Annotated in this window: 20 protein-coding genes (1 of these 20 cut by a window edge); 9 read left to right on the forward strand and 11 right to left on the reverse strand. The window is 63.2% G+C overall.

What is annotated here, in order from left to right; translation table 11 throughout:
- Positions 1–131: 131 nt before the first annotated feature.
- Together AC0L2B_RS13260 and rpsU are read right to left on the reverse strand one after the other, a co-directional pair.
- Entirely contained in the window at positions 132–977 is an 846-nt protein-coding gene (locus AC0L2B_RS13260) for a tetratricopeptide repeat protein (RefSeq protein WP_473745632.1), read from the reverse strand.
- 153 nt (positions 978–1,130) lie between these two features.
- Positions 1,131–1,403: a 30S ribosomal protein S21 gene (rpsU, locus tag AC0L2B_RS13265; RefSeq protein WP_023675331.1), complete on the reverse strand. Its 273-nt coding sequence runs from the start codon at positions 1,401–1,403 to the stop codon at positions 1,131–1,133.
- A gap of 408 nt (positions 1,404–1,811) precedes the next feature.
- Between rpsU and AC0L2B_RS13270 the strand changes: the two genes are divergently transcribed.
- Together AC0L2B_RS13270 and AC0L2B_RS13275 are read left to right on the forward strand one after the other, a co-directional pair.
- Entirely contained in the window at positions 1,812–2,321 is a 510-nt protein-coding gene (locus tag AC0L2B_RS13270) for a ferritin-like domain-containing protein (protein WP_128247418.1), read from the forward strand.
- The gene (locus AC0L2B_RS13275; RefSeq protein ID WP_473745634.1) at positions 2,308–2,751 is read left to right on the forward strand and encodes a DUF6766 family protein; all 444 of its coding nucleotides are present in this window, start codon (positions 2,308–2,310) and stop codon (positions 2,749–2,751) included. Before AC0L2B_RS13270 ends, AC0L2B_RS13275 begins: the two co-directional genes overlap by 14 nt.
- 88 nt (positions 2,752–2,839) lie before the next feature.
- Here AC0L2B_RS13275 and AC0L2B_RS13280 read toward each other — a convergent pair whose 3' ends face one another.
- A complete protein-coding gene (locus tag AC0L2B_RS13280; protein ID WP_473745636.1) occupies positions 2,840–3,226 on the reverse strand; it encodes an SET domain-containing protein in 387 nt (128 codons plus the stop codon).
- An 83-nt stretch (positions 3,227–3,309) separates the two neighbouring features.
- Positions 3,310–4,068 (reverse strand): SDR family oxidoreductase, encoded by a 759-nt coding sequence (locus AC0L2B_RS13285; protein WP_473745637.1) that lies wholly within the window; start codon positions 4,066–4,068, stop codon positions 3,310–3,312.
- Positions 4,069–4,327: 259 nt separating this feature from the next.
- On the opposite strand from AC0L2B_RS13285, the gene AC0L2B_RS13290 reads away from it, so the two are divergent.
- The 5 genes from AC0L2B_RS13290 to AC0L2B_RS13310 all read left to right on the forward strand — a co-directional run bounded on the left by AC0L2B_RS13290 (position 4,328) and on the right by AC0L2B_RS13310 (position 9,811).
- Positions 4,328–5,581 carry a sarcosine oxidase subunit beta gene (locus AC0L2B_RS13290; protein WP_473745638.1) on the forward strand — a complete coding sequence of 418 codons (1,254 nt, stop codon included), beginning with the start codon at positions 4,328–4,330 and terminating at the stop codon, positions 5,579–5,581.
- An 88-nt stretch (positions 5,582–5,669) separates the two neighbouring features.
- The gene (locus AC0L2B_RS13295; protein ID WP_023797525.1) at positions 5,670–5,966 is read left to right on the forward strand and encodes a sarcosine oxidase subunit delta; all 297 of its coding nucleotides are present in this window, start codon (positions 5,670–5,672) and stop codon (positions 5,964–5,966) included.
- Complete coding sequence (locus AC0L2B_RS13300; RefSeq protein WP_473745639.1) at positions 5,963–8,956, forward strand: sarcosine oxidase subunit alpha; 2,994 nt, start codon at positions 5,963–5,965, stop codon at positions 8,954–8,956. Before AC0L2B_RS13295 ends, AC0L2B_RS13300 begins: the two co-directional genes overlap by 4 nt.
- Positions 8,949–9,530, forward strand: coding sequence for a sarcosine oxidase subunit gamma (locus tag AC0L2B_RS13305; RefSeq protein WP_473745640.1), 582 nt, complete (start codon positions 8,949–8,951; stop codon positions 9,528–9,530). The genes AC0L2B_RS13300 and AC0L2B_RS13305 overlap by 8 nt, the downstream gene beginning before the upstream one ends.
- A 50-nt stretch (positions 9,531–9,580) precedes the next feature.
- A complete protein-coding gene (locus AC0L2B_RS13310; protein WP_023797528.1) occupies positions 9,581–9,811 on the forward strand; it encodes a hypothetical protein in 231 nt (76 codons plus the stop codon).
- An 84-nt stretch (positions 9,812–9,895) separates the two neighbouring features.
- Here the strand turns inward: AC0L2B_RS13310 and AC0L2B_RS13315 are convergent, their stop codons facing one another.
- Together AC0L2B_RS13315 and AC0L2B_RS13320 are read right to left on the reverse strand one after the other, a co-directional pair.
- Positions 9,896–10,138 carry a DUF680 domain-containing protein gene (locus AC0L2B_RS13315; protein ID WP_473745641.1) on the reverse strand — a complete coding sequence of 81 codons (243 nt, stop codon included), beginning with the start codon at positions 10,136–10,138 and terminating at the stop codon, positions 9,896–9,898.
- Positions 10,139–10,377: 239 nt separating this feature from the next.
- Positions 10,378–11,022: a TetR/AcrR family transcriptional regulator gene (locus AC0L2B_RS13320; protein WP_473745642.1), complete on the reverse strand. Its 645-nt coding sequence runs from the start codon at positions 11,020–11,022 to the stop codon at positions 10,378–10,380.
- A gap of 206 nt (positions 11,023–11,228) precedes the next feature.
- On the opposite strand from AC0L2B_RS13320, the gene AC0L2B_RS13325 reads away from it, so the two are divergent.
- A complete protein-coding gene (locus AC0L2B_RS13325) occupies positions 11,229–11,930 on the forward strand; it encodes a hypothetical protein (protein WP_473745643.1) in 702 nt (233 codons plus the stop codon).
- A 5-nt stretch (positions 11,931–11,935) separates the two neighbouring features.
- On the opposite strand, the gene AC0L2B_RS13330 is transcribed toward AC0L2B_RS13325, so the two are convergent.
- The 5 genes from AC0L2B_RS13330 to AC0L2B_RS13350 form a co-directional block, all read right to left on the reverse strand.
- A complete protein-coding gene (locus AC0L2B_RS13330) occupies positions 11,936–12,430 on the reverse strand; it encodes a MaoC family dehydratase (RefSeq protein ID WP_268929563.1) in 495 nt (164 codons plus the stop codon).
- 26 nt (positions 12,431–12,456) lie between these two features.
- Complete coding sequence (locus AC0L2B_RS13335; RefSeq protein ID WP_473745644.1) at positions 12,457–13,272, reverse strand: SDR family oxidoreductase; 816 nt, start codon at positions 13,270–13,272, stop codon at positions 12,457–12,459.
- 346 nt (positions 13,273–13,618) lie between these two features.
- Positions 13,619–16,750 carry an efflux RND transporter permease subunit gene (locus AC0L2B_RS13340; protein WP_473745645.1) on the reverse strand — a complete coding sequence of 1,044 codons (3,132 nt, stop codon included), beginning with the start codon at positions 16,748–16,750 and terminating at the stop codon, positions 13,619–13,621.
- Positions 16,750–17,910, reverse strand: coding sequence for an efflux RND transporter periplasmic adaptor subunit (locus AC0L2B_RS13345; protein ID WP_128171160.1), 1,161 nt, complete (start codon positions 17,908–17,910; stop codon positions 16,750–16,752). The genes AC0L2B_RS13340 and AC0L2B_RS13345 overlap by 1 nt, the downstream gene beginning before the upstream one ends.
- Before the next feature lie 258 nt (positions 17,911–18,168).
- Positions 18,169–19,098, reverse strand: coding sequence for a LysR family transcriptional regulator (locus AC0L2B_RS13350; RefSeq protein ID WP_473745647.1), 930 nt, complete (start codon positions 19,096–19,098; stop codon positions 18,169–18,171).
- Between the two features lie 134 nt (positions 19,099–19,232).
- Between AC0L2B_RS13350 and AC0L2B_RS13355 the strand changes: the two genes are divergently transcribed.
- A protein-coding gene (locus tag AC0L2B_RS13355) for an alpha/beta fold hydrolase (protein WP_473745648.1) crosses the window boundary here: on the forward strand, positions 19,233–19,579 show its 5' end (the start). It continues 433 nt past the right edge of the window; only the first 347 of its 780 coding nucleotides appear in the window; it begins with the start codon at positions 19,233–19,235; its stop codon lies beyond the right edge, outside the window.

Consider the following 19,579-nt stretch of genomic DNA (forward strand, 5'->3'; position numbering starts at 1 on the left):
ATAGCCTTGAACAACGGCTAAGCGTCCCGAGCGTTCCGCCGAGAACTTGGCGCGATCAAGGCGACAGTCGTTGAAGGTTTCGAAGCCATGCCAAATGGCAAGCCCGCCATATCAGGCCGAAAAGTCGTCGGTCAGCCGGTGCTGGTGCGCGCCAGGCCGTCCTTGGCCGGCTGGTAGGTGGGGCTGAGGCGCACGGCCTCGCGGTAGGCTTTTGCCGCCTTGGCCTTGTCGCCGCGCCGCTCGTAGATCAGCGCCTGGTTGGACCAGGCCTCGGCATTCTTGCCGTCGAGCTTGATCGCCATGTTGATGTCGGCGAAGGCATTGTCCTCGTCGTTCATGGCGAGGTAGGAGAGGCCGCGGCCATTGTAGGGATCGGCGGCGTCCGGCGCCAGCGAGATGGCTGTCGAGAAATCCTCGATGGCGAAAGCGTGCTGGCCCTGGCTCTGATAGATCAGGCCGCGATTGTGATAGGCGCGCGCGTCTGTCGTGTCGAGCTGGATCGCCTTCTGGAAATCGTTGAACGCTTCCTGGATGCGGTTGGCTTTGCGGTAGAGATTGCCGCGGCCGATATAGGCGGCGTCATAGTCGGGATTGATCTGGATCGAGCGGTTGTAGTCGGCAAGCGCGGCCGCCTGATCGCCGAGGAAACGCTGGATGAGAGCGCGGTTCGAATAGGCCTGGTAGAAATTCGGATTGAGCTGGATGGCGGTGTTGAAATCCTTGAGCGCCGCCTGATACTGGCCGCCGCGGCCATAGGCCGAGCCACGCACATTGTAGCCTTCCGGATCCTGGGGACTGCGCTGGATGACAGCCGACAGCGAGGAGATGTTCTCGGCCGACCCTTGTGCCTTGTCGATGTTGGTGAATTCGCCGGTCGGGGCTGTTTGGCAGCCGGCGAGCGCCAAGCCAGAAAGCAGGGCTGCCGTCAGGGCGAAGCCGCGCATTGCGGTTCTGCGCTCCACGCTAATTGCGTTCATGTCTGCTCTGTCCTCACTGCCCGCCCGCGCCGTCAGGTCTGTTCCCTCTCCGAACCGGCCCTCTGCGAGCTGGTCGAATTCAAAACAAAAAGGTGGCGGCGATTTCGCATCGCGCCACCTTGGGTATCCTTCGAAAAGGACGAAAAATTGGCGTCAGAACCGCGGCGGACGCGGAGCGCCGGCACCAGCGGCACCAGCCGCCACCGGGCGCGGCGTCATCGGCAGCAGGCCTTCGCGCTGGGCGCGCTTGCGTGCCAGCTTGCGGGCGCGGCGAACGGCTTCCGCCTTTTCGCGGGCGCGCTTCTCAGAGGGCTTCTCATAATGTCCGCGCATCTTCATTTCGCGGAAGATGCCTTCGCGCTGCATCTTTTTCTTGAGCGCGCGAAGCGCCTGATCAACATTGTTGTCGCGAACGAGTACCTGCACGGGCAATCCTGTCTTTCGGGTTTTGTTAACAACAGGCAAGTGGCCATAGTCGCTTGCCTCCGCGGCGGTCTACACCACGAATTGTGGCGGCTGATAGCAGAATCATGCCGCTCTGTCCACTGTCGAAACGAAAAACCCGCCTCAGCGGCGGGTCGTCGGCGCAAATCACACGATGCGCAAGCCAATAGCATAACTGCCGTCACAAAGCAAGGAATTACGACCTCTGGTAGCATATTCGTCTGCTCGGGCGGGCTCTCCGCGCCGATGAGCAATCGTTGGCGTTTTCTCCGACACCGATAAATTCTTGCTGCCCCAATCCCGGCAAAACGCTCCGCCCGGCTCTATCAACGAAGGAACCAACCTCGTTCCCCATGGTTGTTTCGCATACGCAAGCACAGGAGAAAACCGATGTCAGAGACCCGTGAATGGCTCGTCCAGTGGCTCAGGGACGCGCATGCGATGGAGGAGCAGGCCGAAACCATGCTGAACGGCCAGCTGAGCCGGCTGGAGAGTTATCCCGAACTCCGTGAGCGCATCAGCCTGCACCTCAACGAGACGAGAGGGCAAGCCGCGCGCCTCAGAACCTGCCTGGAACAAGTGGGCGAAGATACGTCCACGCTGAAGGACGCCGGCGGCAAGCTGCTGGCGATGGCACAGTCCCTAAGCGGCGTCTTCGCCGGCGACGAGGTGATGAAAGGCTCACTGGCGAGCTACACCTTCGAGCACATGGAGATCGCATCCTACACGATCCTCATCGCAGCCGCCGAATCCCTAGGCGAAACAGAAGTCGCCCGGGCCTGCGAAGAAAATCTGCGTGAGGAGGAGGCGATGGCCGAGTGGCTGAAAAACAAGCTGCCCGCGACTACGGAGCAGTTCCTGGCTCGCTCGGCGTCGGACAGCGACAATGCCAAGCGATGACGACAGCAGGCCGGCGAGCAACGTGAAGCGACCTTCGGTGTGGCGGGCTTACAGCTATGCCTGGATTACCCTCGGCTTCTTCATCATTTCGATCGTCGGCCACTGGGTTTTCGGCTGGTTCGCCTATCTCGACGAGCAGCGAGCGCTGGGCCAACCGCCAGAGTTCGGCGGCTATCTGATCGAGATGAGCCGCGACACGCTCGAGAACTGGCAATCGGAATTCCTGCAGCTGCTCTGGCAGGTCGGTGGCCTGGCGTTCCTGCTCTTCGTCGGTTCGCCGCAATCGAAGGAGAGTACCGACCGGATGGAGGCCAAGATCGACGCGCTTCTCAGGCTTGTCGATCCGAAGAAAGGCAAGGAGGCGATTCGCGAGCTGGACCTGCAGTATGACGGCCGCCACACCGACGAGCCGCACGCCCACCGGAACTGATCTGGGAATGGAAATGTGGCCCGGAGCCGCTCACCACTCCGGGCCCGTTTGATGGTCCTTGCATTCGCAAGCGGCGACAGGCGCTCCTCTATGCCGTGGCCAAATGAAGCCGCTCGAAGTCCTCGAAGAACTCGCCATAGTCGCAGGTTATTTCCTCCCCCACTGCTATGTCGCGGATCGCGGTTGCCCCGCCATGCCGAGAAAAATCCGTGTTCGGCCTTTCGGAATGGTTCATGAAGCGGCCATTGTCGACCTCATAGACGATGAATCCGGGCCGGTCCGGGCTTGGATAGGCATATCTGTCGAGCAATTCCCTGAGGTGCGGCGGCGCGGCCCTATATTTTTCCAGCGGGATCAGCCGATCGAAGTCGGGATCGAGCCGCCAGATCGACGCTCCCTTCCTGATCGGCTCGGCGGCGAACACGCCGACGCCCTCGATTGCGCTAGCAGCGATGTAGGTCCTGATCAGCAGCATGTTCTAGGCCTGTCTTCGAACAAAAGTGTCCGAAGAAATCGCCAAATCGCACCGGAAAGCAAGACTGCTTTTGCGAGATTGCCTCACGTCCGATTGATCGAGATCCCGCCATCGGCAAACAGCGCAGTTCCAGTGGTGAAGCTCGATGCGTCGGAAGCCAGATAGAGCGCCGAATGGGCGATCTCCTCAGGCTCGGCGACGCGCTTCAAGGCATGCAGGTTTTCGACGAAGGCTCGCGATTCAGGTGTCTTGAACGTTGCCGAAGGTGTGTCGGTGCCGCCCGGCAGCAGCGCGTTGACCCGCACGCCTTTGGCGCCATTTTCGGCGGCAAGCACCTGCGTCAACCCGATCAGCCCGGCCTTGCTTGCGGCATAGCTGGTCATGCCGGGCATGCCGACGGTATGGCCGACAAAGGTAGAGGTGAAGATCAGCGAACCGCCGCCGCGTTCGACCATCGCCGGGACCTGATATTTCGCGCCGAGGAATGCGCTGGTCAGGTTGGTGTCGAGCGTCTCTCGCCAGCCTTCCAGCGACAGCTCCGAGATTGGACCCATCTTGCCGGTCGAGCCGGCGTTGTTGAAGGCGATATCCAGCCCGCCGAATTTCTCGACCGCCAGGTCGACAAGGGCTTTGGCATAAGCTTCGTCGCGGACGTCGCCAGCAAGCGCAATGGCGGTGCCGTCGGCGTCCTCGATTTCGGCGACGAGCACGTCCAGCTCCGCCTGGCGGCGGGCAGCAACGAACAGCTTTGCGCCAGCCTCGGCAAAGAGTTTTGCCGTGGCGCGGCCGATGCCGGAACTGGCGCCGGTGACGATGGCGATCTTGTTGGCGAGTGTGAGCATTTTTGCATCCTTCTTTCGCGCCAGCTTTCGCCGGCAATCGGATGCTTGGTCGCAGATCGAGGCGGCACGAGCCACCCGATACCTGAAGGCGTCCGGATGCGTCGTTCGGCTCGTTGCTCGACAGGTCTTTTTGGCCGTGGCGCAAAACGGCAAGCGCCGTCGCAAACAGCGCAAGGGTGGCAGCGCTGTTTCGCTAGTGATACACCTCGCGCGCCGGGGCTCGATTGGATGTCCGGCCGCTATCTGCGAGGCTGGAACGTTGAAGAAATACTCGGTATTCGCCATCGCCCGCGAGGCCATGCGCGGCCACAAGGGCTGGGAGGAACAGTGGTCCTCGCCAGGGCCGAAGAAGGAGTACGACGTCATCATCGTCGGCGCCGGCGGCCATGGCCTGGCCACCGCCTATTATCTCGCTACGGTGCACGGCATCACCAATGTCGCGGTGCTGGAAAAGGGCTGGCTCGGCGGCGGCAATACCGGCCGCAACACCACCATCATCCGCTCCAACTATCTCTATGACGAGAGCGCCGGCATCTACGACCACGCGCTGAAGCTGTGGGACGGGCTCAGCCAAGAGCTCAACTACAACGTCATGTATTCGCCGCGCGGCGTCATGATGCTGGCCCACAATGTGCACGACATCCAGGTCTTGAAACGCCACGTCCATGCCAACCGTCTGAACGGCATCGACAATGAATGGCTGACGCCGGAAGCCGCCAAGGAATTCTGCCCGCCGCTCAACATTTCGCGCGATGCCCGCTATCCGGTGATGGGCGCGACCCTGCAGCGTCGCGGCGGCACCGCCCGCCACGATGCGGTCGCCTGGGGCTATGCGCGCGGTGCCTCGGCGCGCGGCGTCCACATCATCCAGAATTGCGAGGTCACCGGCGTCAAGCGGGCGCCGAACGGTTCGGTCACCGGCGTCGAGACGACGCGCGGCTTCATCGGCGCCAAAAAAGTCGGCGTCGTTGCCGCCGGCCATTCGTCCGTCATCATGGACATGGCCGGCGTGCGAATGCCGCTGGAAAGCTATCCGCTGCAGGCGCTGGTTTCCGAGCCTGTCAAGCCGGTCTTCCCCTGCGTGGTGATGTCGAACACGGTGCACGCCTATATCTCGCAGTCCGACAAGGGCGAACTGGTCATCGGCGCCGGTACCGACCAGTATATCTCCTATTCGCAGACCGGCGGCCTGCACATCCTGCAGCACACGCTCGACGCCATCTGCGAGATGTTCCCGATGTTCACGCGCATGAAGATGCTGCGCTCGTGGGGCGGCATCGTCGACGTGACGCCCGACCGTTCGCCTATCCTGGCCAAGACGCCAGTGCCCGGCCTCTATGTCAATTGCGGCTGGGGCACGGGCGGCTTCAAGGCGACGCCGGGCTCGGGCCATGTCTTTGCCCACACCATCGCCAGGGACGATCCGCACCCGATCAACGCGCCCTTCACCATCGAGCGCTTCCGCACCGGCCGCCTGATCGACGAGGCGGCGGCGGCGGCGGTGGCACACTGATGATGGCCCGCTTTGTGATGTTGGGACAGAGGCTTTGCGATCAACCCGCCGGCGCCTGCGTCGGCCACGGCGAATTGTAGGAACAACCATGCTTCTCATCCGCTGCCCCTATTGCGAGGAAGAGCGTCCGGAACTCGAATTCCGCAACGCCGGCGAGGCACATATCGCGCGTTCGGCGGATATGGCCGCGACAAGCGACGACGATTTCGAAAAGTTCTTCTTCATCCGCTCGAATCCCAAAGGCATCATCTATGAGCGCTGGCGGCACATGCATGGCTGCGCGCGGTTCTTCAATGCCGTGCGTGACACCGTCAGCGACAGGTTCCTGATGACCTACAAGGCCGGCGAGCCGAAGCCGGCGAAGCTGCCGGGAGCCTCCGAATGATCGCGACGTTCCGCATTCCCGGCGCCGGGCGCCTCAAGCAGGCAGAGACCGCGCGGTTCAGCTTCGACGGCCAGTCCTATGCCGGCGTCGAAGGCGAAACGCTGGCCTCGGCGCTGCTCGCCAACGGCGTCCATCTGGTCGGCCGTTCGTTCAAATATCACCGGCCGCGCGGCTTCCTGTCCGCCGGGGCGGAAGAGCCCAACGCGCTGGTTGAGATCAAGCGCGACTCGGCCAGGAGGACGCCAAATGTCCGTGCCACCGTGCAGGAGCTCTATGACGGGCTGACGGCACAGTCGCAGAACCGCTGGCCGTCATTGGCCTTCGACGTCAGCGCGCTCGGCGACGTCGCCTCGCCGCTGCTTTCGGCGGGCTTCTACTACAAGACCTTCATGTGGCCGAAGTCCGCCTGGAAAAACTTTTACGAGCCCAGGATCAGGGCTGCGGCAGGCCTCGGCGTCGCCCCCGACCAGCCGGACCCCGACCACTATTCGGGACGTTTCGCCCATTGCGACGTGCTGGTGCTGGGCGGCGGTGCTGCCGGCATAGCCGCCGCACTTGCCGCGGCCGAATCCGGCGTGCGCGTCATCTTTGCCGACGAGCAGGCCCATTTCGGCGGCAGCCTGCGTTTCGAGAGTGGCGCCAGGATCGACAGCCAGGATGGTTTTGCCTGGGCGCAAGGTGCAGTCGCGACGCTCAAGGCCATGGACAATGTCCGCGTGCTGTCGCGCACCACGGCCTTCGGCTATTACGCGCAGAATTTCGTCGGGCTGGTCGAGCGCGTCAGTGACCATCTGCAGAACCCCGGCCCCGAGCTGCCGCGCGAGCGGCTGTGGCAGGTCCGCGCCAAACGCGTGGTGCTGGCGACCGGTGCCATCGAACGGCACATGGTGTTTGCCAACAACGACCGGCCCGGCATCATGCTGGCGTCGGCGGCGCGCACCTATCTCAACCATTTTGGCGTCGCGGTCGGCAGGAATGTCGGCGTCTATACCGCCAATGACTCCGCCTATGCGGCAGCGATCGACCTGAAGAAGGCCGGCATCGGCGTGGCGGCGATAGTCGACCTGCGCGACAACCCGACCGGATCGGTGATCGACGAGGCGAGGGCGCTCGGCATCGAGGTCAATTGCGGCCGCGCGGTGATCCGCGCCGGCGGCAAATTGCGCGTCTCGTCGATGACCGTGCAGCCGAAGAATGGCGGCGGCGAGCGCACCATCCCGGTCGACGCCATCCTGATGTCGGCCGGCTGGACGCCGTCGGTGCATCTGTTCTCGCAATCGCGCGGCAAGGTCGCCTTCAACGAAGAGACCAAGCGTTTCGTGCCCGGCACCTACGCCCAGGATTGCGTCTCGGTCGGCGCCTGCAACGGCACCGACGGGCTGTCGGCGACGATCGACGAGGCCTATGCGGCGGGCGCCAAAGCGGCGAAGGATGCGGGCGTCAACATCGTCAAGGAAACCAAGCCGAAGGTCGACGCCAGCGAGAGCTGGTCGCGCGGCATGCTGGGTGCGGCGCCCGGCGCCGGGCCGGACACGACGGTAAAAGCCTTCGTCGACTTCCAGAACGACGTCACCGCCAAGGACATCCGCCAGGCGGTGCATGAAGGCATGCGCTCGATCGAGCACGTCAAGCGCTTCACCACCAACGGCATGGCGACCGACCAGGGCAAGACCTCGAACATGCACGGCCTGGCGATCGCCGCCGAGACGCTTGGCAAGCCGATCCCGCAGGTCGGCCTGACGACGTTCCGGGCGCCTTACACGCCGGTGACCTTCGGTTCGATCGTCGGGCACGCGCGGGGTCCGCTCTTCGACCCGACCCGCAAGACGGCGATCCATCCCTGGGCCGAGGCTCAAGGTGCGGTGTTCGAGGATGTCGGCCAATGGAAGCGCGCCTGGTATTTTCCCAAAGCAGGCGAGGACATGCACGCCGCGGTCGATCGCGAGTGTGTCACGGTGCGCAAGACGGCCGGCCTGTTCGACGCCTCGACGCTGGGCAAGATCGAGGTGGTCGGGCCGGATGCGGCGAAGTTCATGGAGCTGCTCTACACCAATCCGTGGGAGAAACTGGAGCCCGGCCGCTGCCGCTATGGCATCATGCTGCGCGAGGATGGTTTCATCTATGACGACGGCGTCGTTGGCAGGCTTGCAGCCGACCGTTTCCACGTGACGACGACGACGGGCGGTGCGCCGCGCGTCATGAACCATATGGAGGACTATCTCCAGACCGAGTTTCCGCATCTCAACGTATGGTTGACCTCGACCACCGAGCAGTGGGCGGTGATCGCCGTGCAGGGACCGAAGTCGCGAGAGATCATCGCGCCGCTGGTCGAGGGCATCGACATGTCGGACGGGGCGCTGCCGCATATGTCGGTGCGCGAGGGCAAGATCTGCGGCGTGCCGACAAGACTGTTCCGCATGTCGTTCACCGGCGAGCGCGGCTTCGAGGTCAACGTGCCGGCCGACTACGGCCAGGCCATCTGGGAAGCGCTGTGGGCCGAGGGCCAGAAGCACGGCGCCTGTGCCTACGGTACCGAGGCGATGCACGTGCTGCGTGCCGAAAAAGGCTACATCATCGTCGGCCAGGACACCGACGGCACGGTGACGCCCGGCGATGCCGGGCTCGACTGGGCGGTCGGCAAGAAGAAGACCGATTTCGTCGGTATCAGGGGCATGGCTCGGCCCGACCTGGTCGCCAAGGGCCGCAAGCAGCTTGTCGGCCTGAAGACCAAAGACCCAAAAGGGGTGCTAGAAGAAGGCGCGCAGATCGTCGGCGATCCGAAGCAGGCGATCCCGATGACGATGATTGGCCATATCACCTCGAGCTACTGGTCGGAAAATTGCGGCCGCTCGATTGCGCTGGCCCTGGTTGCCGGCGGCCGCGACCGGATGGGCGAGACGCTCTACGTGCCGATGCCCAATGCGACGATCGAGGTGGAGGTCACCGGCATGGTGTTCTTTGACGACAAGGGGGAGCGCCTCAATGGCTAAGGCTGCCGCGAAGGAATCTGCCGCCGCTGCGCCGTCGGTCGAACGCCGCCCGGCTCTCGCCGATCAGGAGCTTTCCGTAACCGGCGTTACGCTTGCTGTGTTGCCGCCGGAGCAGCGTATTTCGCTGCGCGCGCCGGACGCCTCTGTCGCGGCGCTTTCGAAGGCGCTTGGCGTGGAGTTGCCGCGGAAGCCCAAAACCTCGGCGGCAAGGGCCGGGCGCATGGCATTGTGGCTTGGGCCGGACGAATGGCTGGTCATCGACGAGGTGGGAAAAGACCCGCTCGCCGATTGCGCCGAGGTCACAGTGCTGCATTCGGCGGTCGGCATCTCGCATCGCAACGTCGCCATCTCGGTCATCGGCCCAGCGGCGGCGGCGACGATCAATTCAGGCTGTCCGCAGGATCTGTCGCTGGACGTCTTTCCGGTGGGCGCGGCCTCGCGCACCATCCTGGGCAAGGCCGAGATCGTGCTGTTGCGCGTCGCAGCCGACGCGTTCCGGGTTGAATGCTGGCGCTCTTTTTCCGATTATGTCTTTACTTTCCTGTCGGAGGCGGCCGGCGACGCAGCGGCTTAGGATATTCGCTGGGCTCGACCGTTTGCCGGAGCAAGTCGGGGAGAATGTCGATGCCGTCGAAATCCGCGCCGAATCCAGCGGCTCAGAAGACGCCGGCCGTGCGCTCGTTCGAACACGAGCAGCACAAAGAACCAAACATTGAAGAGGAACTCGAGGAAGGGCTCGAGGACACGTTTCCGGCCAGCGATCCGGTGTCGATCACCGGGACTTCGATTCCCGGCGCTCCTGCAAGACCTGGCAAGGCCAAGATCGTGGCCGGAATGAAGAAGCGCAGGAAATAACATTCATCAGGCTCCAGCGAGCCGGGTCGCCGGCCACGAGAGCAGGCGGTCAGGATTTCCTGTCGTCGCTTTTGTTTTCGAACGTCAGAACGTGCTGGGCACGATCCACGGGTCGATGTCGATGCCGAGCCGCGGGTCCTTGCTTTCCGTTGAGCCCTTGTGGGTGGCCGTGCCTGCCTTCTCGACCGATCCGGTCGCGCCGCAATCGAGCTTGATGCCGTTGTCGGCGCAGGCCGCGGCCGGCGCCTGTTTGCCGGGCTGACTCTGGTCGGCGAACGCAGCGCCCGAGAATGCAAGCACTGCGACGGTGAGGATTGTCTTTTTCATGGTCTGTCTCCGGGCTGGATGACTGGATTTGTACATGTACGACATAGCGTACATATACGACCGGCGAATATGAAGTTCAAGTCGGAAATTGTACATGTACGAAATTTTTGACGGCGAGCGTGGCGCTAGCCCGCCGGGTCGCGATCCCAGCCACCAGAGTCCTACACGCATAGATTAATTCCCAGGCCTTCGCCCTGTTTCGCTTGCCTGTCAGCTATCCGAAACCGAACAAAAACCCTTCAGCAGTTGACCGGCGTCTCGGTCAGCGGCGGCACGTCCTGCGTGGCCAGAGCGGCAAGCGAGAAGTCACACATCCGCTTGACGAAAGCCTGCTGGTCGCCGAACGGATAGAAGGGAAAGGTGATCAGCAGCGAGATCGTGCCGTGGCCGACCGCCCACAGCATGGTGGCGATGGCGCGCGGATCGCCCTTCAGCCTGCCGGCTGCCACGCAGGCTTCGACCCTCTTGATCAGCACCTTCATCAACGGGTTGCCCTCCTGCATCTCGGCGAAGGTCCTGCCTTCCGGGGGCTTGACCTTCTCGGTCATGAATATCGTGCGATACTCGTTGGGGTTGCCAAGGCCGAAGGCCGCATATTCGGTCATCACCACTTGCAGCGCCTCGATCGGATCGTCGGCCGGGTGATCCTCGATACGCTTTGCCAGAGTCTTGAACGCGTCCTCGGCCAACGCGAACAAGATGTCCTGCTTGTCGGCAAAATAGGAATAGACTGACATCGGCGCATAGCCGACACGTTTGGCCAGCTTGCGGATGGTGAGGCCTTCATAGCCTTCTTCCTGGACGAGCTTGTGCGCGGCGTCGACAAGTTCGGAGCGCAGTTCGGCCTTTTGTTTCTCGCGGCGTGTCTGGACGCTGAGCGGCAATTTTCGCCTGCCTTCTGTTTGTGGCTGGCTAAATTATATACGCTGTACGGAATCGGACAAGGCGCGGTCAAAAATCGGCGTCATTCTCAGCCATTTTCGCCCAAACATCGATCACAAATGTTACCCGGGCAGAACGACGCGACATCGGACTGTTACAACCAGAGGTTAGTTGCGGCCCGGCCAAGAGATTTTGTTGCTAGGGCGAGATGACCATGACCGAGCTTTCTTCCGTTGCGCCAAACGCAGATCCACTTTCTCACGATGCCATGCTGGCCCTCAGGCGGGTGGTCATGGTTGCATGGTTGGCGATCGCGCTCGGATTCGCCATGGAGGCGCTTACTCTGGCTGGCAGGCTTGCAGCGGGTTCTCACCCGGCTACCACCCTGATCCTGATCGAATTGGCGCAAGGCGTGACGTGGGCGTTCTTCGTCTGCGCCGGTCTCAGCCTCGGCACGGCGATCGCCAAGGTACGAGCCTCGCTCGGCGGCCTGATCGCTGCAATCTCGGCACCACTGGCGATGGCCATCGCCAAGGGGTCGCAAAAGGTCATGGTAACTGCTCTTGATGCGGCCAAAAAACCGGCCATCCTCTCGCTCACCACGCTGGGCGTGCTGCGGGCGAACGAATATGGCCTGCTCGGCTGGATCCTGGCCTCGCTGGCGTCGAAGGAAAAACCCCGTCCGCTCCATTTTGCGCTGGCAGGCACCGCGATAGGCCCGGTGTTCGGCGGCGGAATCACGGTGCTGACGATTGAGACGGTCGCGGCGAACGGCGTTGCGCTTGAATTGCCGCGGGCGATCACAACTGGCCTCAACGAGATCGTGTTCCCGATCGGTTGCGCACTGGTCGTCTACATTGCCCTGCGGGTCGGCCGGCACATGAAGATGATCTCTGGCGAGGTTCGTTGAGCCGTTCAGGCCGCTTCTGGCTCGCGCTCGATCAATGTCAGCGTCAGCCAGCGCGCGGTCAGCGCCGGCTTTTTCGAGCCCTCGATCTCGATCGTCACGTCATGCGCGGTCTGCACCCAGCCCGACGGCCGGACCTTGACGTCGGCCAGCACGAAACGGGTGCGGATGCGCGCGCCGGTCTTCACCGGCGCCAGGAAGCGCAGCGAGTCAAAACCATGGTTGACGCCCATCTTGCTGTTTTCGAGCGGCGGCATGGTCTCGAAGGTCATCGCCGATAAAAGCGAAAGCGACAGAAAACCATGCGCGATGGTGCCACCGAACGGCGTCTCGCGCTTGGCGCGCTCCGGGTCGCAATGGATGAACTGGTGGTCGTCGGTGGCGTCGGCGAACTGGTCGATCATGCGCTGCGAGACCACCCGCCACGGCGACACGCCGACCTCCTTGCCGACGCTGGCCAGAAGCACATCGAGACTGATCGGTTCCACGCTGATGTCCTCCATTTCAACCGTCCGGAGCGCGAGCGGCTTCATTCCTTGAACAGTGTCAGCCCATGCTGCACCGACTGCCCGCCATCGATCGGCATGATGGCGCCGGTGACATAGCTGCCCGCACGGCTGCACAAATAGAGCGTTGCGCCGGCAATGTCATCCGGCGCGCCGATGCGACGAAGCGGAACATGGCCGCCGACTTGTCTTGCCTGTTCCTCGCTCGCGGTGGCAAAAGCTGTCATCCGGCTCTGGAACGGGCCGGGGGCGAAGGCATTGACGGTGATGCGGCGGGCGGCGAACTCGATCGCCAAGATGCGCGTCAGATGGTGAACAGCAGCCTTCGAGGCAGAGTAAGAGTAGGCGTCGTCGGCCAGCGGCTGCGTGCCCATCACCGAACCCAGATTGATCACCCGGGCCGGATCGGCATCGCTGGCGGCGGCGTCGAGCAGCGGCAGAAGCTCGCGCGTCAGTTGGAAGACCGCAGTGACGTTGACGCCGAGCACCCTGGCCCAGGCATGGTAGGGAAAACTTTCCAGCGGCGCGCCCCAGGAGACGCCGGCATTGTTGATCAGGATGTTCAGCCGCTCGGTCCGCGCCTTGACCTCGTCGACCAGCGCCGTGATGCCAGCCTCGCTGGAGACATCGCCGGCAAAGCCTTCGGCGCGGCCGGTGCCGCCGAGGGCGTTCAGTTCGCCGGCAACCCCGACGCAGTCCTCGCCCTTGCGCGAGGCGATCATCACAGTGGCGCCGGCTCTGACCAAAGCGGTCGCCGCCATGCGGCCGATGCCGGTCGCAGCCCCGGTCACCAGCGCGGTCTTGCCGGCCACCGAAAACAGCTCGTCCAGATAGCTCATTGCAATTCCTCCGCGCGCCGTGCCTCGCCCAGCCAAAGGCTGCCATGGTCAGGGCCGCAAATCTCTTCAGGCAAATGATAGTGCCCAATTTGTATTGGAGATCAACTTGTTGAAGTCGGCGCCGCCCCTCATCGCCCTGCCGGGCACTCCTCCCCGTATAGTGACGGAGAGGAGGAGCTGACCGCAACGCCGGCGCCCTTCCTGCGACGCCAGTGATTGGCGAAATCGGTGACGAGAGCCCCTCTCCCCGTCCCTATACGGGGAGAGGATGCCGGCAGGCAGGTGAGGGGCAGCGCAAACGCTCGGAATGAGCGGTCACCGGTCTAAGCTGAAGCGATTGTCCTGCCTACTCAGCCGGCTCGACATTGGTGTAGGCGGCTTGCTCGAGTTCGCGCTTCAGCCGTGACGCCTCTTCCACCTTCGGCGTGACGAAGCGGCCGAGCAGGAGATAGGCGACCGGCGTCAGGAACAGCGTCGAGACGGTGGCCAGACCCAGGCCGCCGACGATCACCCAGCCGAGCGCGATCCGCGCCTCGGCGCCGGCGCCGCTCGCCAGCACCAGCGGCACGCCGCCGAGCACGGTGCAGATCATCGTCATCATCACCGGCCGCAGCCGGATGGTGGAGGCCTGCTCGATCGCCTCACGCACGCCGAGCCCGCGGTCTCGCAACTGATTGGCGAACTCGACGATCAGGATGCCGTTCTTGGCCATCACGCCGACCAGCAGCACCAGGCCGATCTGGCTGTAGGCGTTGAGGCTGGTGCCGCTGAGCAAAAGGGCAAAGATCGCGCAGGCGAGGCCGAGCGGCACCGTCGCCATGATGATGACCGCGCTGACGAAGCTCTCGAACTGAGCGGCGAGCACCAAAAGGATGATGACTAGCGAGAAGCCGAAGATGGTGATCATGGCGCTGTTGGTCTCGCCCAGCGTCGCCGCCTCGGCCAAGGGGACGATGCGGCTGCCCGGCGGCAGAAGCGGCGTGGCGATTGCCTCGGCGCGGGTGAGCGCCTGGCCGAGCGCGAAATCGCCGCTGAGGTTGGAGGTGATTGCCACCGACGGCTGCTGCTGCTCGCGGGTCAGCGAGGGCGGTACGGCGCGCTCGGTCAAAGTGGCGATGGTCGACATCGGCACGAAGCGGCCGTCGGCCGTCTTCAGGAAGATGTTCTCCAAATCGGTCGGATCGTTGATCGGGTTGGTCGTCGAGACGAGCTTCACGCCGTAGCTGCGATCGGCGATATAGACGTCGACGACATCATTGCCGTCGAGCATGGCCTGGAAGGAATCGGCCAGCCTAGTGATGTCGATGCCGAGGTCGGAAGCGCGCTCGCGGTCGATGGCGACGGAAAGCTGGGGCTGCGTCGGGTCGACGGAGAGCCGGGGCGACTGGAAGCGGGCGTCCTTCTGCATCTCGGCGATGATCTTCACCGCAGCGTCGCCGAGCGCCGCACGGTTGTTGCCGACCAGCGCGAACTGCAGGCCGTTGCCGGCGCCGCGAATCCCGAGGCTGTTGGGCTGCATCGGAAAGACGCGCACGCTCGGCACCTGCCGGGTGAGCCGTCTGATGTCGGCCATGATCTGCTGCTGGCTGCGGGTGCGCTCGTCCCATGGCGCCAGCGTCATCACCATGAACCCGGCATTGTAGGCGCCGTTGCGGCCGGCGCTCTCGAACGTATTGCGGATTTCGCCGGAATCGCGCAGCGGCTCGATCAGTTTTTCGATCTTCTGCATCTGCTGCGTCGTGTAGTCGAGGCTGACGCCTTGCGGCGCGTCGACGCGCATGAGCACGACGGCACGATCCTCGGTCGGCGTCAGTTCCTGGCGAATCGTGCCGAACAGCGTGAAGGCGGTGGCTGCAAACAGCAGCGCGACCAGGAGCACGATCCACGGCGCATCGAGGCAGGTGCGCAGGCAGCGCCGGTAGAGCCTGTTCAGCGCGCCGCCGATGCGGGCGCCGATGCCGCTGCCGCCTTCGTGATGAAGCGGCGCGACCGACAGCATGCGCGAGGCAAGCATCGGACAAAGGGTCAGCGCCACGACGGCGGACAGAAGCACCGATATGGCGAGAACGAAGCCGAATTCGCGAAACAGGCCGCCGGTCTGGCCGGGCAGGAAGGAGATCGGCACGAAGACGGCGACCAGCGTCAGCGTCGTGGCGATGACGGCGAAGAACACTTCCTGGGCGCCAAGCACGGCCGCGGCGCGTGGCCCCATGCCTTCGTTGCGTCGTCGCACGATATTTTCCAGAACAACGATGGCGTCGTCGACGACCAGGCCCGTCGCCAGCACCAGGGCCAGCAGCGTCAATATGTTGACCGAGAAGCCGGCAAGATAGATGGCGGCGATCGTCCCGATCATGGCGACCGGCATCGCAAGCCCAGGAATGAGCGTCGCGCGCCAGTCGAGGAGAAACACATAGATGACGATCAGCACGATGGAGACGGACAGGCCGAGTGCGATCTCGACCTCATGCACCGCGCCGTTGACGAAGACCGCATCGTCGCTGGTGACCTTGATCGACATGCCTTGAGGCAGATCCGCCTGCAGCGCGGCGACGGCGGCCCTGACGCCGGTCGAAATATCCAGCGTGTTCGATTCCGCCTGGCGGATGATGCCAAGACCGATGCCGGTCTTGCCGTTCGAACGCAATGTGGTCTGACCGATGTCGGGGCCGAGCGTGACGGTGGCGACGTCGCGGATGCGGGTCGTGCCGCCGATGATGATGTTTTCGAACTCCTCCGGCGTGGTCACGTCCGCCGTCGGACGCACGATCAGATCCTGGTTGGTCGTGGTGATCGAGCCGGCAGGCGAATCGAAAGCGACCGAGGCCAGCGCTGTCCTCAGGTCGGCGACGGTGAAGCCCAGGCCGGCGAGCTTGTTCTGATCGACATCGATGCGAAATATCTTGTCGCGGTCGCCATAGACCTGGACGTCGGCTACGCCAGGCACGGCGGCAAGCTCGTCCTCGATCTGGTCCTGGACCAGCACCGTCATGTCCTGCACCGACATGGTGTCGGAGGTGACAGCCAGCCGCATCACCGGCTCGGAATTGGCATCGGCCTTGACGATGCGAGGCGCATCCGCCGTATCCGGCATCTGGTCGGCGACGCGGCCGACGCCATCGCGCACATCGGAGGCGGCGACGTCGAGGTCGACGCCGTCGTTGAATTCGATGGTGACGCGGCTTGTGCCGAAGGACGAGGTGGACGAGATCGACTTCACACCAGAGACGCGGGCGACCGCGCCCTCAATCACGTCGGTCAATTCGCGGTCGACGGTCTCGGCTGCAGCGCCTTCAAAGGTCGTGTTGACGGTGACGACGGCGCGATCGACATCCGGCAGTTCGCGGATTTCGACACCGTAAAAGGCAGCAAGGCCGGCGACCGCGATCAGCGTGTTCAAGACCAAGGCCATCACCGGCCTGCGGATGAACAGCGCGGTGAATCCTGTGTCGCTGGCTGCGTTGTTGGTTGCGGTCATCAGCCGTCGGCGTCCGCGGCGCGCAGTTGTTCGCCGGCGATGCGGACCTCGCCGCCTTCGCTGACACTCTGGGTGCCCTCGGTCACCACCATGTCGCCGCTGACGATCGGGGCATCGATCAGCACGGTCTCAGTGTTGCGCTGGATGATGCGCACCGCAACCCGCTTGGCCTTGCCGTCCACGATGGTCCAGATATAGGCGCCGTCCGAACCCCATTGTATCGCCAGCGGACTGACCGCAGGATAGCTGTCGCCGGGGAACTTCATGGTGATCTGGAAGGACATGCCGGCGCGCAGCGAATCGGCCGGATTGGCGATCTTTGCCTTGACCAGAAGGGTACGGCTGGCTTCATCGATGTGGTTGTCGATGGCGGAGACCGTGCCGGTATAGGCTTTGTTTGGGTTGGCGATTGGCGTCGCCGACAATTGCGCGCCGACTTTGACGACGGCGGCGAAGCGCTCCGGCACCCAGAATTCGACGAGTATGCTGGAGCGGTCGTCAAGGGTGGCGACCGCCGACTGGCTGGTCACATAGTTGCCGGCTGATATCGGCAGGATGCCGACGACGCCGGCGATCGGCGCGACGATCGAGCGGCGCTGCAAGGCCAGTTCCGCATCGCGAAGCGCCAGCTTGGCATTGGCCAGCACCACCTCGGCATCGGCAACAGAGACCGCCGTCGCAGCGTTGGAAGCCCGCAACGATTTGACCCGGTCGAGCTTGGCCTGCGCGTCCTGCAAGGCAACCTTTGCGCGGTCCTGTGCGATCACCTCGGTGTCGGAATCGAGGGTGGCAATGATCTGTCCTTTTTCGACATGGGCGCCGGACTCGACCAGAAATTCGACCAGGCGGCCTGAACTGTAGGGATTGACCGTCACCGAGGCGTAGGCTCGGCCGGTGCCGATTGCCCGCAGGCGATCATTGATGACGGCCGTGGCCGCCGGCAATGCGACGATAGTCGCCAGTTGGCCGGCGTCGCTGCGGCGGCCCGCTTGCCCGGCGTTGTCGACGGCGCTCGTCGCTGTCGGAGGCGTCGCGGCATCAGCCCATTCGATGCCCCAGCGCGCCAGCACATCCGGCGCGCCTGGAAAAAAGCGAACCCAGGCGGCCGCGGCCGCGACGAGGATCACAAATGCAAAAACAATCTGTTTCCAGGCGGCCATCGGCACTCCGGTTGGCAAAGATACCGTCTACCCCTTCCCAAGCTGAAGTAGACGCGACAGCACCCTCCGACACAGGGGATGGCCCGTCGATATCAAAGCTTTATGGCAATTCTCCCGCTCGCTTGCACATTAAATCGGTGTAACGTTGATAGGGCCTACGCTTGAGTCAAACTGGCTCAGCCGGCTGAGCCAATGGGGTAGTGGTCAGTTTGAAACAATCGTTGCGGTGGAAGAAGCGCATGGTAGGCAGGATCGACTTCAGATGTGACTCGCTTTGCTATCAATCCTCTTCAAATCGAGCCGCGGATTGAGAAAGTCCAAAAATGCTTTAACTTTGGGGGGCTGAACGCCGCCTCCAGGCCGGATCGCATAGAGGGTTGGTTCGGGCCCTGCCCACTCGGATAGAACACGAACCAGTCTCCCAGCGGCAACGTCCGACTTGACGCGCACATGGTTGGTCATGAACAGACCAACTCCCTCCAGCAGGAACCCGTGAAGAGCCTCTGGATCGCTGGCAACGGCCACTGCTCGTACTTTGAACTGGGACTGCTCGCCGCCGCTCGATAGGGGCCATTCTACTGCCGGACGATTGAAATAGAACTCTGTCAACAGACAGGCATGTTCCGTCAGCTCCGATGGATGCTGTGGCGTCCCCGCACGTTCCAGGTAGGTCGGGGCCCCATAGATACCCATCGGCAATGCGCCGAGCCGCCGAGCCGTGAGCGTGGAATCGGGCAGGGTGCCTTCCTGGAGCCGGAAAGCGATGTCTATGTCCTTGGCGACAAGGTCGACGACCTCGTGCCCAAGAAGCAATTGCGGGAACACCTCTGGATAGAAGCGGCGAAACTCGGTGAGCAGCGGAGCGAGGACGCGAGTTGCCAGCCAGTACGAGGCGGCAATCCGAAGCCATCCGCGCGGATGTTGCTGCAACTCCGCCACTGCGTTCTCCGCATCCTCCAGATTCTTCACCACTCGTTCGCAGTGCTGGAAATATACCGCTCCCGCTTCAGTCAGCTTCAGGCTGCGGGTTGTCCGATTCAGCAGTTGTGTCCGCAGTCTGGATTCCAGCTCCTGCACCTTCCGGCTGACCCGTGTCTTCGGCACCTTGAGCACGTGCGCTGCCGCTGTGAAGCTCCCTTCCTGCACCACCTTTACGAAAGCGACCGTATCGCTGAAGTCGCGCAGCATATGAGTCCTCCAGCAAGTTCGGATTGTCTCTCATTTTGAGACATTGATGTCCGAATCCGCTCGGTAATCAAGTCAGGTCCGTCAGGGTAGATCATGGTTGTCCTATCAACAGCAAAACCAACTGGAGAACTGCCATGATCAAATCCCTAGCGATCGCCGTCGGTGCGCTGACGCTTTCGGTAACTGCTGCCCACGCACAAAGCGCGCCGCTCCGCAACGTCGTTCTCGTCCACGGCGCCTTTGCCGACGGAGCTGGATGGCGAGGCGTCTACGACCAACTAACAAGTCGTGGCTACAAGGTCTCGATCGTCCAGAATCCGCTCACGTCGTTCGAAGACGATGTCGCCGCAACGCGTCGCGTGCTCGCCCGGCAGGATGGGCCAGCCATCCTCGTCGGTCATTCCTACGGTGGCACGGTAATTACAGAAGCCGGCAACGCTGCCAATGTTGCGGGCCTCGTCTATGTCGCTGCCTTCGCTCC

This window comes from Mesorhizobium sp. WSM4815, from assembly GCF_055811575.1.